At 61.5% G+C, this 15,047-nt stretch carries 15 protein-coding genes; 13 read left to right on the top strand and 2 right to left on the bottom strand.

Features of this window, described 5'->3' with window-relative positions; all coding sequences use genetic code 11:
• The first annotated feature begins 37 nt into the window (after positions 1-37).
• From ACSQ2Z_RS20535 to ACSQ2Z_RS20495, 9 genes are all read left to right on the top strand, one after another.
• Positions 38-892, top strand: a complete 855-nt coding sequence (locus tag ACSQ2Z_RS20535; RefSeq protein WP_436082908.1) for a MurR/RpiR family transcriptional regulator — start codon at positions 38-40, stop codon at positions 890-892.
• A gap of 128 nt (positions 893-1,020) precedes the next feature.
• Positions 1,021-2,940: a bifunctional 5-dehydro-2-deoxygluconokinase/5-dehydro-2-deoxyphosphogluconate aldolase gene (locus tag ACSQ2Z_RS20530; protein WP_436083143.1), complete on the top strand. Its 1,920-nt coding sequence runs from the start codon at positions 1,021-1,023 to the stop codon at positions 2,938-2,940.
• Positions 2,941-3,151: 211 nt separating this feature from the next.
• Positions 3,152-5,002 carry a 3D-(3,5/4)-trihydroxycyclohexane-1,2-dione acylhydrolase (decyclizing) gene (gene iolD / locus ACSQ2Z_RS20525; RefSeq protein ID WP_436082907.1) on the top strand — a complete coding sequence of 617 codons (1,851 nt, stop codon included), beginning with the start codon at positions 3,152-3,154 and terminating at the stop codon, positions 5,000-5,002.
• A gap of 75 nt (positions 5,003-5,077) precedes the next feature.
• The gene (iolE, locus tag ACSQ2Z_RS20520; protein WP_436082906.1) at positions 5,078-5,980 is read left to right on the top strand and encodes a myo-inosose-2 dehydratase; all 903 of its coding nucleotides are present in this window, start codon (positions 5,078-5,080) and stop codon (positions 5,978-5,980) included.
• A 146-nt stretch (positions 5,981-6,126) separates the two neighbouring features.
• The gene (iolB, locus tag ACSQ2Z_RS20515; RefSeq protein WP_436082905.1) at positions 6,127-6,927 is read left to right on the top strand and encodes a 5-deoxy-glucuronate isomerase; all 801 of its coding nucleotides are present in this window, start codon (positions 6,127-6,129) and stop codon (positions 6,925-6,927) included.
• A 105-nt stretch (positions 6,928-7,032) separates the two neighbouring features.
• Positions 7,033-7,437: a GFA family protein gene (locus ACSQ2Z_RS20510; RefSeq protein ID WP_436082904.1), complete on the top strand. Its 405-nt coding sequence runs from the start codon at positions 7,033-7,035 to the stop codon at positions 7,435-7,437.
• Positions 7,438-7,713: 276 nt separating this feature from the next.
• Positions 7,714-8,388 carry an HAD family hydrolase gene (locus ACSQ2Z_RS20505; protein ID WP_436082903.1) on the top strand — a complete coding sequence of 225 codons (675 nt, stop codon included), beginning with the start codon at positions 7,714-7,716 and terminating at the stop codon, positions 8,386-8,388.
• Between the two features lie 190 nt (positions 8,389-8,578).
• Complete coding sequence (locus ACSQ2Z_RS20500) at positions 8,579-9,214, top strand: DUF1326 domain-containing protein (protein WP_436082902.1); 636 nt, start codon at positions 8,579-8,581, stop codon at positions 9,212-9,214.
• 10 nt (positions 9,215-9,224) lie between these two features.
• Positions 9,225-10,052, top strand: a complete 828-nt coding sequence (locus tag ACSQ2Z_RS20495; RefSeq protein ID WP_436082901.1) for a DUF2182 domain-containing protein — start codon at positions 9,225-9,227, stop codon at positions 10,050-10,052.
• A gap of 25 nt (positions 10,053-10,077) precedes the next feature.
• Here the strand turns inward: ACSQ2Z_RS20495 and ACSQ2Z_RS20490 are convergent, their stop codons facing one another.
• Complete coding sequence (locus tag ACSQ2Z_RS20490) at positions 10,078-11,661, bottom strand: peptide chain release factor 3 (RefSeq protein ID WP_436082900.1); 1,584 nt, start codon at positions 11,659-11,661, stop codon at positions 10,078-10,080.
• A 92-nt stretch (positions 11,662-11,753) separates the two neighbouring features.
• On the opposite strand from ACSQ2Z_RS20490, the gene dut reads away from it, so the two are divergent.
• Together dut and ACSQ2Z_RS20480 are read left to right on the top strand one after the other, a co-directional pair.
• Positions 11,754-12,224: a dUTP diphosphatase gene (dut, locus tag ACSQ2Z_RS20485; protein ID WP_436082899.1), complete on the top strand. Its 471-nt coding sequence runs from the start codon at positions 11,754-11,756 to the stop codon at positions 12,222-12,224.
• The gene (locus ACSQ2Z_RS20480) at positions 12,225-13,181 is read left to right on the top strand and encodes a GNAT family N-acetyltransferase (protein ID WP_436082898.1); all 957 of its coding nucleotides are present in this window, start codon (positions 12,225-12,227) and stop codon (positions 13,179-13,181) included. It begins immediately after the preceding gene.
• On the opposite strand, the gene ACSQ2Z_RS20475 is transcribed toward ACSQ2Z_RS20480, so the two are convergent.
• A complete protein-coding gene (locus ACSQ2Z_RS20475) occupies positions 13,129-13,575 on the bottom strand; it encodes an Lrp/AsnC family transcriptional regulator (protein ID WP_436082897.1) in 447 nt (148 codons plus the stop codon). The two genes, ACSQ2Z_RS20480 and ACSQ2Z_RS20475, sit on opposite strands and share 53 nt — an antisense overlap.
• 131 nt (positions 13,576-13,706) lie before the next feature.
• Between ACSQ2Z_RS20475 and ACSQ2Z_RS20470 the strand changes: the two genes are divergently transcribed.
• Together ACSQ2Z_RS20470 and ACSQ2Z_RS20465 are read left to right on the top strand one after the other, a co-directional pair.
• Positions 13,707-14,627, top strand: a complete 921-nt coding sequence (locus ACSQ2Z_RS20470) for a DMT family transporter (protein ID WP_436082896.1) — start codon at positions 13,707-13,709, stop codon at positions 14,625-14,627.
• Positions 14,624-14,929 (top strand): NIPSNAP family protein, encoded by a 306-nt coding sequence (locus ACSQ2Z_RS20465; protein ID WP_436082895.1) that lies wholly within the window; start codon positions 14,624-14,626, stop codon positions 14,927-14,929. The genes ACSQ2Z_RS20470 and ACSQ2Z_RS20465 overlap by 4 nt, the downstream gene beginning before the upstream one ends.
• Positions 14,930-15,047 lie beyond the last annotated feature (118 nt).

Genomic DNA, 15,047 nt, shown 5'->3' with positions numbered 1-15,047 from the left:
TGAAGGTGGCGCAGACGCAGGAAAGAGACCGAATTATATGGCCGAAACGGAAAGCAGCATCGATATTCCGCAGGATTTCGACGGCCTGAAGGCGACGATCCTGGAGCGGAAGGCGCAACTGCCGAAGCGCCTCCGTCAGGTCGCGGTTTATGCGCTGGACCATCCTGACGAGATCGCCTTCGGCACGGCGGCGAGTATCGCCACGTCGGCCGATGTTCAACCCTCGACGCTGGTCCGCTTCGCTCAGCATTTCGGTTTTGAGGGCTTCTCCAGTCTGCAACAGATTTTCCGGGCTCGCCTGCGCGAACGCACGCCGGGTTACGACGAGCGTCTCAAGGCCCTGAGCGCCAACGACCACAGCAAGCTTGAAAGCGGCTCGATCTTCAACGGCTTCGTCGCCGCCGCGCATCGCTCGCTCGACAATATCGCCACCTCCGTCGAGCCCGAGGCTTTCGAACGCGCCGTCAACATCCTTGCCGGTGCCGAGACGATCTATCTGGTCGCCAAGCGCCGCTCCTATCCTATCTCCGGCTACATGGCTTATGCTTTCGGCAAGTTGAAGGTAAAATACCAGATGGTTGGCACGGCGGCCGGCATCGATGATGATATTCTGGCGATGGCCGGTCCGAAAGACGCCGGCTTTGCCGTCAGTTTCTCCCCCTATGCGTCCGAGAGCGTCAATCAGGCAAAATTCCTCGCCAGCCGCAAGGTGCCGGTCGTGTCGCTGACGGACTCTGCCTTCTCGCCGCTGGCGGAATCGTCCAAGGTCTGGTTCGAGCTGGTCGAGGCCGACCATGCCGGATTCCGCTCCCTTTCCGCCAGCATGGCATTTGCCATGGCGCTGACCGTCGCTGTCGCCGAAAAGCGGAGACGGAATGCTGCGGTACATTAATGGAATGAAAATTCTATGTTGACTAACGAGCAGAATTTATGTTTCATGAAACGATCACCCAATAGCGATGAAAATATCGGCGCGACGCAAGCGCCCGCCGGGAGGAAGCAGTGAGCCAGACCAACAGGATGCAGGCAGACAAGCCACTTGACCTCATCACCATCGGCCGGGCCTCGGTCGATCTTTATGGCCAGCAGATCGGAACGCGGCTCGAGGATGTCGCCAGTTTCGCCAAGTCCGTCGGCGGCTGCCCCACCAACATCTCCGTCGGAACGGCGCGTCTCGGCCTCAAATCGGCGCTGCTGACGCGCGTCGGCAAGGAACAGATGGGCCGCTTCATTCGCGAGCAGTTGCAACGCGAGGGCGTCGAAACGAAGGGCATTGTGACCGATCCCGAGCGGCTGACCGCGCTCGCCATTCTCTCGGTCGAAAGCGATCATTCCTTCCCGCTGTTGTTCTATCGCGATAACTGCGCCGACAGCGCGCTGTGCGAAGACGACGTCGCCGAAGACTTCATCCGCTCCGCCCGTGCCATCCTCGTCACCGGCACGCATTTCTCCAAGCCGCACACTGATGCCGCGCAGCGCAAGGCGATCCGCATTGCCAAGGAGAGCGGTGCCAAGGTCGTCTTCGATATCGACTACCGGCCGAACCTCTGGGGCCTTGCCGGCCATGATGCTGGCGACAACCGCTATATCGCCTCGGAAAAAGTATCGACGCACCTGAAGACGGTCCTGGCCGATTGCGATTTGATCGTCGGGACCGAGGAGGAGGTGCTGATCGCATCGGGTGACAGCGACCTGCTTGCTGCTCTGAAGACCATCCGCGCCAATTCCAAGGCGACGATCGTGCTCAAGCGCGGGCCGATGGGTTGTATCGTCTATGACGGTCCGATTTCCGACAATCTCGAAGACGGCATCGTCGGCAAGGGCTTCCCGATCGAGGTCTACAATGTCCTCGGGGCCGGCGACGCCTTCATGTCCGGCTTTCTGCGCGGCTGGCTGACCGGCGAGCCGCATGCCACATCGGCCACCTGGGCCAATGCCTGCGGCGCCTTTGCCGTCTCGCGTCTGCTTTGCGCCCCGGAAATCCCGACCTGGATCGAACTGCAGTTTTTCCTGCAAAACGGCAGCAAGGAAAAGGCACTCCGCAAGGACGAGGCGATCAACCACGTCCATTGGGCAACGACGCGCCGTCGCGACATCCCGCAACTGATGGCGCTCGCCATCGATCATCGCAGTCAGCTGGAAGATCTGGCCGGTGGCGACCCGGAACTCTTGGCCCGCATCCCGGCCTTCAAAGTGCTGGCCGTCAAGGCTGCCGAACGCATCGCCAATGGCCGCCCTGGCTTCGGCATGCTGATCGACGACAAATACGGCCGCGAAGCCCTGTTCGCTGCCGCCAAGAACAAGGATTTCTGGATCGGCAAGCCGATTGAGCTTCCGGGTTCGCGGCCGCTGCAGTTCGAATTCAGCCAGGATCTCGGTAGCCGGCTGATCGATTGGCCGGTCGATCACTGTATCAAGGTCTTAAGCTTCTACCATCCGGACGATCCGGACGAGATGAAGGCCGCCCAGATTGCCAAGCTGCGCTCCGCCTTCGAGGCGGCGCGGAAGGTCGGTCGCGAAATCCTCATCGAGATCATCGCCGGCAAACACGGCAAGCTTGACGATCAGACCATTCCCCGCGCCCTCAATGAGTTTTACGATGCTGGCCTGAAGCCCGACTGGTGGAAGCTGGAGCCGCAGGCAAGCCGCACGGCCTGGGCGGCCATTGATGCCGTCATTGAACAGCGCGATCCGCTTTGCCGCGGCGTCGTCCTGCTCGGACTGGAGGCGCCGTATGATGTGCTCAAGGAAGGTTTTGCTGCCGCACGCACCTCCAAGACCGTCAAGGGCTTCGCCGTCGGTCGCACCATCTTCGCCGATGCCAGCAAGGCCTGGCTCGCAGGCGAGATCAGTGACGAGCAGGCGATCGCCGACATGGCGGGCAAGTTCGAGGCGCTGGTAAATCTGTGGCTCGGTCTTGCGGAAACGAAGGCGGCTTGAACTGGGTGGTGCGGCAAATGTGGCTGCACCCCCCTCTGTCGGCGATGCCGACATCTCCCCCTCAAGGGGGAGATCAACGGCAACTACCGAGCCCAAAAAGGAAACGAATGATCTCCCCCTTGAGGGGGAGATGTCCCGAAGGGACAGAGGGGGTAAACCTCCTCATGGATGAAGTTAAAACGAGGCAATGTCCTCGTTCGAGGAGGAAACGATGAGCCAGAAGACCGTCCGTCTGACCATGGCGCAAGCCGTGGCGCGGTTCCTGACGCGGCAGATGACTGTGATCGATGGCGAGAAACTGCCGATCTTCGGCGGTGTCTTTGCCATTTTCGGTCACGGCAACGTCGCCGGCGTCGGCGAGGCATTGTACGGCATCAAGGACACGCTGCCGACCTATCGCGCCCAGAACGAGCAAGGCATGGCAAATGCCGCAATCGCCTTTGCCAAGGCAAGTTTCCGGCGCCGTTTCATGGCCTGCACGACGTCGATCGGCCCCGGCGCGCTCAACATGGTGACGTCGGCTGCTCTTGCTCACGTCAACCGCCTGCCGGTTCTCTTCCTGCCCGGCGATGTCTTTGCCAATCGCCGCCCGGATCCGGTGCTGCAGCAGATCGAGGATTTCGGCGACGGCACCATGACGGTGAACGACTGCTTCCGTCCGGTTTCGCGCTATTTTGATCGCATCACCCGTCCGGAACAGATCATCCCGGCGCTGCGCCGCGCCATGCAGGTGCTGACCGATCCCGCCGATTGCGGACCGGTGACGCTGGCGCTTTGCCAGGATGTCCAGGCGGAAGCCTATGATTATCCGGAGAATTTCTTCGACGAGAAAGTCTGGACGAGCCGGCGCCTCCATCCAGATGCCGATGAACTTGCCCATGCGATCACGGCGCTGAAAGCTGCCCAAAAGCCGATGATCATCGCCGGCGGTGGTGTGCTCTACTCCGAGGCCAGCCAGACGCTTGCGGCCTTTGCTGAACGGCACGGAATCCCGGTTGTCGAGACCCAAGCGGGCAAGTCCTCGCTGCCGCACCGCCATCCGCTCAACATGGGTTCGGTTGGCGTCACCGGCACGTCAGCCTCCAATCAGCTTGCCGAAGCGGCCGATGTTGTTCTCGCCGTCGGTTCGCGCCTCCAGGATTTCACCACCGGGTCCTGGGCGCTGTTCAAAAACGACGATCTGAAGATCATCGGCCTGAACGTGCAGGCATTCGACGCCGCCAAGCACGAGGGCCTGCCACTCGTATCCGACGCCCGCGTCGGGCTGGAGGCGTTGAGCGCCGGGCTTGGCTCGCACAAGGCCGATGACGCCTGGACGAAGAAGGCGACCGACGGCAAGGCCGAGTGGCTGAAGGCGGCCGAGAAGGCAATGGCGACCACCAATGCTGCGCTGCCCTCCGATGCGCAAGTCATCGGTGCCGTCCAGCGCGCTCGCACGGAGAATACAACGCTCGTTTGCGCCGCCGGCGGTCTTCCGGGCGAGCTGCACAAGCTCTGGCAGGCGGATCAGCCGGGCAGCTATCATATGGAATATGGCTTCTCGACCATGGGCTATGAAGTGGCCGGCGGTCTTGGCGTCAAGCTCGCCAAGCCCGGCAGCGACGTGATCGTCATGGTCGGCGACGGCAGCTACATGATGCTGAATTCGGAAATCGCCTCCTCGATCATGCTCGGCGCCAAGATCACCGTCGTCCTGCTCGACAATGCCGGCTATGGCTGCATCAACCGGCTGCAGATGGCAACCGGCGGTGCCAACTTCAACAACCTGCTTCGAGACACGCATCACGTCACGCTCCCAGCCATCGATTTCGCAGCCCACGCCGCCGCCATGGGCGCTGTGACGCGCAAGGTTGCCTCGATCGCCGAGCTGGAAATCGCGCTGAAGGAAACCGCGGGTGAAGACCGCACCACGGTCATCGTCATCGATACAGATCCGCTGATCACCACGGACGAGGGCGGCCATTGGTGGGATGTGGCGGTGCCGGAAGTCTCCGAACGCTCCAAGGTCAACGAGGCCCGCAAGGGCTATGAAAAGGCACTTGCCGCACAGCGCATCGGTTAAATCAACGACATGGAGCCCGCGCAATTGTCGCGGGCTTTCGCACGACTTAAAAACACTTGATCAGAGAAGAACATCATGATCCGCTACGGAACAAACCCCATCGCCTGGAGCAATGACGACGACCAGACGCTCGGCGCCCACCTGAGCCTCGAAGACTGCCTCTCCGATTGCCAGAAAATCGGCTTTGACGGCATCGAGAAGGGCCACAAGATGCCGACCGATCCCGCTGAGTTGAAGGCGAAACTCGCTTCCTACGATCTCGTTTTCGTCTCCGGCTGGCATTCGACCAACCTCTTGACGCATGATGTCGAGGCCGAGAAGAAGGCAATCCAGCCGCACCTCGATCTCCTGAAATACAATGGCTGTAAAGTCTGCATCGTCTGCGAAACCTCCAATGCCATCCATGGGGACGACACGAAATCGGTCGTCAAGGACAAGCCGGTTCTGCCGGCTGACCGGTGGAAGAAGTTCGGCGCCGACATCGAGGCAATCGCTAAGTATTGCGCCGATCAGGGCGTCGATCTCGTCTACCACCACCATATGGGCACGATCGTCCAGACCGGCGAAGAAATCGATCTTCTGATGCAGAACACCGGCCCGGCGACCAAGCTCCTGCTCGACACCGGCCACGCCTGGTTCGGCGGTTCCGATCCCGTTGAGGTGGCGAAGAAGTACATGCACCGCGTCCGCCATATCCATGCCAAGAACGTGCGGACCGAAATCCGCAAGCAAGTGGAGCGTGAAAGCCTGTCCTTCCTCGAAGGTGTGCGCCGCGGCGTCTTCACCGTTCCCGGCGACAGCGAGGGCGGCGTCGATTTCGTACCGGTGCTGAAAGTTGCCGCGGAACATGGCTATGATGGCTGGCTGGTGATTGAGGCGGAGCAGGATTCCGCCGTGCGCAACCCGCTGGAATATCAGTCGCTGGGTCTGAAGTCGCTGAAGGCCTATGCCAAGGAAGCGGGACTGGATCGGGGCTGATGCACTTTACCTCCCCTTGAGGGGGAGGTCGCAGCGAAGCTGCGGGTGGGGTGATCCTTTGGGTGTCTCAGTAGATCACCCCACCCCGGACCTGCGGTCCGACCCTCCCCCTCAAGGGGAGGGTGGAAATCAACAGGAGCCACACCATGCCAAACCTTCTCGTCAAACCAAAAGGCACCTCCGGCCTCGTTCACGACATCACGCCCGAATCTGCCGGCTGGACCTATGTCGGTTTCAGGCTGAACCGGCTGAAGGCGGGCGAAAAGACGGCTGGCGAAAGTGCCGACCGGGAAACCTGCCTCGTGCTCGTCGCCGGCAAGGCGAAAATCTCCGTCGACGGCGAGGATTTCGGCGAACTTGGCGAGCGGATGACGCCGTTCGAAGGACAGCCTTATGCGGTCTATGTCCCGAAGGGCAGCCGCTGGGAGGCGATGGCGACGACAGCGCTCGACCTCGCTGTCTGCTCGGCGCCTGGCGGCGAAGGCTATAAGACGCAAGTGATCCGTCCAGGCACACACCCTCAGATGACGCGCGGCAAGGCGACCAACACGCGCTATGTCACCAACATCATGCCGGAAGACGACAATGCAGCCCATTCGCTGCTGGTTGTCGAGGTCATCACGCCCGGCGGTCACACCTCGTCCTATCCGCCGCACAAGCATGACGAGGACAATCTGCCGTCCGAAAGTTTGCTGGAGGAGACCTACTATCATCGCCTGAACCCGAGCCAAGGCTTTGCCATGCAGCGCGTCTATACCGACGATCGCTCGCTGGATGAAACGATGGCCGTCGAGGATGGCGACGTAACGCTGGTGCCGAAGGGCTACCATCCGGTCGCCGCCATCCACGGCTACGACCTCTATTATCTCAACGTGATGGCCGGTCCGTCGCGCGTGTGGAAATTCAACAACGCCAAGGAGCATGCGTGGCTGTTCACCGGCGTCTGATGCGCCCCGTCCGGATTTGCGATGAAACAAGGAGAAAGAGCATTTCCGTCACTCGAAGAGGAAGCGGCAAAGCTCTAGGTTCCTCCCCAACCGGGAGGAACGGACATGCATATCGACGGGAATTGCCATTGCGGTGCGGTCAGCTTTGAGGCCGAGATCGACCCCAACGAGGTCAGCATCTGCCATTGCACGGATTGCCAGCACCTGACGGGCTCGGTTTATCGCGTCACGGTCTCCGTGCCGAAAGAGAATTTTCGGATCACGGCCGGCGAGCCGAAGACCTACGTCAAAATTGCCGAAAACGGCCGGACGCGCTTTCAGATGTTCTGCGGCAGTTGCGGTTCGCCGGTCTATACGACGGGCACGGACGAGGATGCCGAGGAGATCGGCATCCGCTGGGGCAACATCCGCCAGCGGCGCGAACTTGCACCCAGGCACCAGATCTGGTGTTCCTCGGCGGCAAACTGGTTCGGCGAGCATGATGCCTTGCCAGGCCGCGAGCGGGATTGAGGCGTGTCAGTCGATGAAGACCAGCCAGTTCGGCTGCGCAAAGCATGTGATCGCTACGCGGGCGTGACAACGTGGCTTCGGCGCGGTTTTGCCGGCGCCTTTGGCATTGTGGGTTTGCGGCTCGCGTTCTCGGCGCAATGAAGGCGTTAGAAAAGTCGCAAGGGTCGCGTTGCGACGGCGATATCGGTTTGATCTGTGGCGGGAATCCTCGTATCGAACGGGTACGTCATCGCTCGCATGGAGGCGGGTCGTCAGATCAAAAAAGGAGTCCGCCCGTTGTCTTCCGCGTCATTGCCGGTGTTCGGCAAGAAATATTCCGCCTTCCTGTTCGACATGGACGGAACGCTTTTGAGCTCCATCGAGGCTGCGGAGCGCGTGTGGGGCAAATGGGCGGAAAGCCATGGACTTGATGTCGCGACGTTCCTGCCGACCATGCATGGCAAGCGCGGCGTCGACACGATCCGGCAGCTTGGGTTGCCCGGTGTCGATCCTGAGGCGGAAGCAGCCATCATCTGCCAGGGTGAGATCGAGGATGTCGAGGGCGTCAAGCCGCTTCCCGGCGCGATCGAATTCCTGAAGAGCTTGCCGCCAGAGCGCTGGGCGATCGTCACCTCCTCGCCGCGCGAACTTGCCAAGGTGCGCATCGCCGCCGCCGGCCTGCCGGAACCGCGCTTCATCGTCATCGCCGAGGACGTCTCGCGCGGCAAGCCGAGCCCGGAATGCTACCTGCTCGGTGCAAAACGCCTCGGCTTCGACGCCAGGGATTGCCTGGTCTTCGAGGATGTGGCGGCCGGCGTCATTGCGGGCGAATCGGCCGGGGCAGATGTGATGGTCATCACCGCCACGCATACGCATCCGTTCGAGACCTCGCATCCGAAAATCCCCGGCTACATCGGCATCGAGGTTTCGGTCGATGAAAGCGGCGATCTCATGCTGACGGACCACCGGTAAGGCGGGCGTAGTACCAGATTTTTCCGGGCGCGGAGGCGGATGCTCCGCCCTCTCAGCCGCAATAACCGTACGGCTCGCAGTGCCCTGGGGAAGACTCCAGGCTCACTGGACAACCCGGAGACGCAGGTATTTAATTAGCGATCTACGAAATTCCCATAACAGACGCATTCCCCGCCCAATGGAGGATGAAATGACCAGCGTCAAATGGAAGCTTCAGGGACGTGAATTCTTACATTGCAACTGCGCCTATGGTTGCCCCTGCCAATTCAACGCACTCCCCACCCAAGGCAAATGTCACGCGATCGGCGTCATCGACATCGAGGACGGTTTTCACGGCGAAACCCGGCTCGACGGGTTGCGTATCGGCATGATCGTGTCATGGCCGGGGGCCATTCATGAAGGCCACGGCCAATGCGTCCCAATCGTCGACGAGCGCGCGTCACCGGCGCAGCGCGATGCCTTGCTGCGGATCATGAGCGGGCTCGATACAGAGCCTGGCGCGACGTTTTTCGCAGTGTTCGCCACCACGTTCGACACGGTGCATGACCCGGTTTTCACGCGGATCGATTTCGAAATGGACATCGACGGGCGCATCGCCAGAATCGATATTCCGGGCTGGATCGAAGCGCGCGGCGAGCCGATCCGCAACCCGGTAACCGGCGAGGAACACCGGGCCCGCATCAATCTGCCAGGCGGCTTCGAATACGACACATGCGAGGCTGGACGCGGCTGGGCGGAAACGAAAGGACCGATTGCGCTCTCCACCAAGGATTCGCACGCGCATTTTGCCCGCCTGCACATGACCGAGAGCGGTGTCGTCCATTAGGAGCGGGGCCATGCCCGGCATCACGCTCGACGCCGTGCTCAGGCGGGATCGGATCATCATAACCGCCAGCCTCGCAGCTATCACCCTGCTTGCCTGGTTCTATCTGCTTTCGCTCACCGACATGATGGCGACCAGCGAAACGCCGATGGAATCCATGGACGGCATGGCGGATATGCCCGGCATGGCCGAGGCAATGCTCACGCCGCGCGCGTGGCGTCTGGGCGAGGTGTTCCTCGTTTTTACCATGTGGTCCGTGATGATGGTCGGCATGATGCTTCCGTCGGCCGCGCCGATGATCCTGCTCTACGCGCGTGTCGGTCGGCATGCCGCAGACCAGGGCGCGCCCTTCGCGGCCACCGGTGTCTTCGGCAGCGGCTATGTCGCAGCCTGGTTCCTGTTTTCGCTCGCGGTAACCCTGGGGCAGTGGCTGCTCGAACGCGCCCTGTTGCTGACGCCGATGATGGAAAGCGCGAGCGGCCTGTTCAGCGGCGTGCTGCTGCTTTTCGCGGGCGTCTATCAGTGGACTCCGCTGAAGCATGCCTGCCTCAGCAAATGCCGCGCGCCGCTCGCTTTCATCCAGAGCGAGGGCGGTTTTCGCCGCGAGCCTTGGGGTGCCTTCAACATGGGGCTGCGCCACGGGCTTTATTGCGTTGGCTGCTGCTGGCCGCTGATGGCGCTTCTGTTCGTCGGCGGGGTGATGAACATCCTTTGGATCGCAGGGCTCGCGATCCTCGTGCTGGCCGAAAAGGTCATGCCCGGCGGGCAACGGCTCGGCCAAGCCGCCGGCGCCATCTTCGTTGCAGCGGGTCTATGGGTCATTGGCCGCGGCCTCTTCTGAGGATGGCGGCGTGCGGATCCGGTGATCACGCCGCCTTGGCGACGTGATATTCCTTGATGGCGACCATCTTGATCGCCGGATAGCGTTCCGCCTCATAACGCAGCGAGAAGGAATCCTGCGCCAGGAAGACCGGGTCCCCGTCGAGATCGCGGGCAATATCGCCGCGCCGAGCCGTTACGAACTTTTCGAGGTCCGCTGGCTGATCGGCCGAAATCCAGCGGCAGACAGAGAAGCGGGCCACGTCGAAGGAGACCGGCAGGCCGTATTCCGACTGCAGGCGCTCCTTCAGGACGTCGAGCTGCAGCGCGCCGACGACGCCGACGATCGCTGGAGAACCATCCTCCGGCGAAAACAGCTGCACGACGCCCTCCTCGGCCATCTGCTGCAGGGCTTCCTTCAGCTTCTTGGCCTTCATCGCATCTTCCAGGCGCACGCGGCGCAGGATTTCCGGCGAGAAGTTCGGCACGCCCTGGAACACAAGCTGCTCGCCTTCTGTCAGCGAGTCGCCGATGCGCAGGGTGCCGTGGTTGGGAATGCCGACCACGTCCCCCGCATAGGCAGTATCCGCCAGCTGACGTTGCGAAGCGAAGAAGAACTGCGGCGCCGTCAGGCCGAGTTGCTTGCCGGTGCGCGACAGCCGCGCCTTCATGCCGCGCTCCAGCTTGCCGGAGCAGATGCGGGCAAAGGCGATGCGGTCGCGGTGGTTCGGGTCCATGTTCGCCTGGATCTTGAAGACGAAGGCGGTCATCTTGTCATCGGTTGCCTGGACCGTCCGGATGTCGGCCACCTGATCGCGTGGCGGTGGGGCGAAGTCGCCGAGCGCATTGATGAGGTCGCGCACGCCAAAGTTCCTGAGCGCCGAGCCGAAGAAGACCGGCGTCAGATGGCCTTCAAGGAAAGCTTTCTTGTTGAACGGTTTGCAGGCCTCGATCGCGAGCGACGTTTCGTCGATGAAGGCATCGCGCTCGTTTTCCGGCAGCCGGTGGGCGGCCATTTCAGGCCCGTTGATCTTGGTGAGGATTTCCTGCGTGTCCGAGCCGCGCACGGTGTTGTCGGCGAGATGATAGGAGCCGCAGAAGGTCTTCGAGCGGCCGATCGGCCATGTCACCGGGGCGCAATCGAGCGCCAGCTTTTCCTCGACCTCGTCCAGAATCTCGAATGGGTCGCGGCTTTCGCGGTCCATCTTGTTGATGAAGGTGATGATCGGGATGTCGCGCATGCGGCAGACTTCGAAAAGTTTCAGTGTCCGCGGCTCGATACCCTTTGCGGCATCGATGACCATCACGGCGGCGTCCACGGCCGTCAGCGTGCGATAGGTGTCATCGGCGAAGTCTTCGTGGCCGGGCGTATCGAGGATGTTGAAGACATTGCCGTGATATTCGAAGGTCATCACCGAGGTGACCACCGAAATGCCGCGCTCGCGTTCGATCTTCATCCAGTCGGACCGCGTCTGGATGCGGTCCTTCTTCGCCTTGACCTCGCCGGCAAGCTGGATTGCGCCGCCGAACAGCAGCAGCTTTTCGGTGAGCGTGGTCTTGCCCGCATCCGGGTGCGCGATAATAGCAAAGGTGCGGCGGCGAGAAACCGCCTCGGCGAGACTTTCGGCCATATGTCTAGATTCCTGTGAGTTGCGAGCTATCTACCGATTTCAGCCCGACTTTGCAATTGACCCGCCGCCGCTGGCGGCAAACTAATGCTGCCATGACCTTACACGCGCACACCCGTCCGATCTTGAACCTTGTTCGTCTGCCGCATGCGGCAGGCCTCGATCTGCCCGCCTATGAGACATCAGGTGCCGCCGGCATGGACCTGCGTGCCGCTGTCGCCGCTGATCAGCCGCTGGTGTTATCGCCGGGCAAGCGGGCGCTGGTGCCGACGGGCTTCATCTTCGAAGTCCCGGCCGGCTACGAGGCGCAAATCCGCCCGCGCTCCGGTCTTGCCTTCAAGCACGGCATCACCTGCCTCAATACCCCCGGCACGATCGACAGCGATTATCGCGGCGAGGTGAAGGTGCTTCTGGTCAATCTCGGCGACGAGGATTTCCCCATCGAACGCGGCATGCGCATCGCCCAGATGGTGATTGCCCCGGTGACGCAGGTTTCCGTCCGCGAGGCGTCTGATGCCGGCGAAACCACGCGGGGGTCCGGCGGCTTCGGCTCGACGGGCGTCTAGGTGCCTGTCGTCTCCGCTGTCCATGGGCTGACGTTCCGGCAGGACTATTTCAAAGATTCCGTCGCCTGGGCGGCGCTGGTGGCGCTGCTGCACGATACGTTCGGTATCGATGTCAGCATTCAGGATCGTTTTGGCGGACCCGATCCGACCAGCATGCCGTTCGCCTATTTTGACGAGAACGGAACCTGCGTCGCCAATTTCAGCGCTTTTTCCATGCCGATGATGATTGATGGCCGGCTTGTTAAGGCGGCTGGTTTCCAGTCCGGCGCGGTGCGGCCCCAGCGGCGGGGCCGGCGACTCTACAGCGATCTGATGAGACGGACGTTCAACTGGTGCGACGCTCAGGGTTTCGAACTCGGTCTTCTCCTGACCGACAAGCCGGCTCTGTATGAGCCCTATGGATTCCAGATCTTGCCGCAGCGCCAGTTTTCGGGGTTGCCGCCGGCTGCTGCGCAGTCCACGGGCTCGTCGCGCAGGCTCTCGCTTGACGATCCCGCCGACCTGGCTCTGGTAAAGCGCCGGTTGTGCGAAAGGACGCCGGTTTCTTCGATTTTTGCCGTGGCGGCACAAGCGGAAATGTTTCTGCTCAACAGCTGCTTTGATACCGGCATCCGGCTTAGCTATCTGGATCAGCCCGAGGTTGTCGTTGCGTGGAAATCCGGCGAAGCGGATTTCTTTCGGCTTCTCGACGTTGCCGGCAAGACGATCCCGCCGCTCTCCGTCATTCTTGCCGCCCTCGACCAGCGCCCGAGCGGGGTCGAGGTCTGTCTGCCGCCCGATCGCCTCGATTGGCAAGGGACGCCGGAACCATTTCCTTCCTCTACCAGCCTGATTGGTCAGAGGCGATGCTGCGGATCGTCTGCGGCAGCCCGTCATGCTTTCGCCGATGGCCGAATTCTGACGCTCATTTCTCGCTATGGAGCGGCGGCAGCCGGCGTTTCACTGGCGTCGACTTGACGATCGACGTATTGGTCTGGGCGCGTTCGGCGACCTTATCAAGGATCGTGTCGAGTTGTTCCATGTCCCGCACCAGCAGCTTGGCGATAAAGCAGTCGTCGCCCGTCACCTTGTCGCATTCGACGAATTCCGGCGTTTCCTGGATCAGCTTCTCGACGATATGAAGCATGCCCGGCATCGGTCGCACGCGCACGACAGCCTGCAGGGCGTAACCGAGTGCCGCCGGATTGATGCCGACGGTGAAGCCCGTGATCACACCGCGGTCCTCCAGCCGTCGCAGCCGGTCCGCCGTGCTGGGCGAGGAGAGGCCTGCTTCTTGCGCCAGCTCCTTTAAAGAGATGCGCCCATTGGCCGACAGAATGTCGAGAAGGCGGCGGTCGAGGTCATCAAGCATGGAGTGCTCCGTAGGCGAAATTCGATCGTTGCCTTTCATGATTAGGTATTGTCGCACATATTCCTTCCATAATCCATATATCGACGCCTTTCCTCTGATTATGCTTGCGGCATGTTCAAAGGAGCGTTGTGATGGAAAAGGATATCAAGACCGGCAGTATCGAAATGACCGCTGCCATGCTGATCTCGGGCACGATCGGATGGTTCGTCCTGGCGTCCGGTCAACCGGTGATCGATGTCGTGCTGTGGCGCTGCCTGTTCGGGGCGCTGACGCTCATCGCCATCTGCGCCTCCCTCGGCCATTTCCGCACCGGCATCCTGACCTGGCGGCTGTTTGCGCTCGCTGTCCTCGGTGGAGTCGCGATCGTCGTCAACTGGCTTCTTCTGTTCGCCGCCTATTCCCGCGCCTCGATCTCAATTGCGACGATGGTCTACAATACCCAGCCCTTCATGCTGCTGGCCATCGGCGGTTTGTTTTTCAAGGAAAAGATCACGATGACGAAGCTCTTCTGGCTCGGCATCGCCTTTGCCGGCATGATCGCGATCGCCAAGGCCAAGCCCACAGGCGACGTCACCGGCGGTGATTATCTGATGGGGATCGCAATGGCTCTGGGCGCTGCGTTCTTCTACGCGCTGGCGGCGCTCGTCGCCAAGCGGCTGAAGGGAACGCCGCCGCATCTGATCGCGCTGATCCAGGTTATCACCGGCCTCTTGATGCTCGCGCCTTTCGCCGGCGCCTCCGGCTTGCCCACAGAGGCCTATCAGTGGGCGTTGCTGGTCGCCATGGGCGCCATTCACACCGGGCTGATGTATGTGTTGCTCTACGGCGCCATCCAGAAGCTGCCGACGCATCTCACCGGTGCGCTATCCTTCATCTATCCGGTCGCAGCTCTCGGCGTTGACCGCATCGCCTTCGGCCATCAGCTGCAGCTGGCGCAGCTCCTAGGGTCCGCGGCAATCCTTGCTGCGGCTGCCGGCATGACATTCGGCTGGACATTACCCCGGCTTGCGAGGCATCAAGCCGGCGAAGCCGCTCAAAGGAGAAATGCGTGATCACCTGCACCCTGCGTTACACGATCGACCCGTACAAGCTCGCCGAGTTCGAGGAATACGCAAAACTCTGGATTCCGCTGGTCAACCGGCTGGGCGGCACGCATCACGGCTATTTCATGCCGCATGAAGGGGCGAACAATATCGCGCTCGCCCTCTTCAGCTTTCCGAGCCTTGCAGCCTACGAGGATTATCGCGAACGCATGGCAAAGGACGCCGAATGCCAGGCGGCCTTTGCGCTTGCCGAGAAAAGCCGCTGCATCCTGAGTTACGAACGCAGCTTCATGCGGCCGGTCTTCGAATAGCGGCTGCCTATTAGCAGTCCGAGGAGCGACGGCCGCAACCTATTCTGATGAACAGGTTTTTGGTCAGCGGAGCGGTTTGCCCTGCTGACCACCCGGCGCACGGCGAGGCAGATTACGT

The organism is Pararhizobium sp. LjRoot235 (assembly GCF_964254145.1).
In the GTDB taxonomy this organism is placed as follows: domain Bacteria; phylum Pseudomonadota; class Alphaproteobacteria; order Rhizobiales; family Rhizobiaceae; genus Pararhizobium.
The sequence above is the reverse complement of the archived record's forward strand: the minus strand, read 5'-3'. Positions and strand labels throughout refer to the sequence as shown.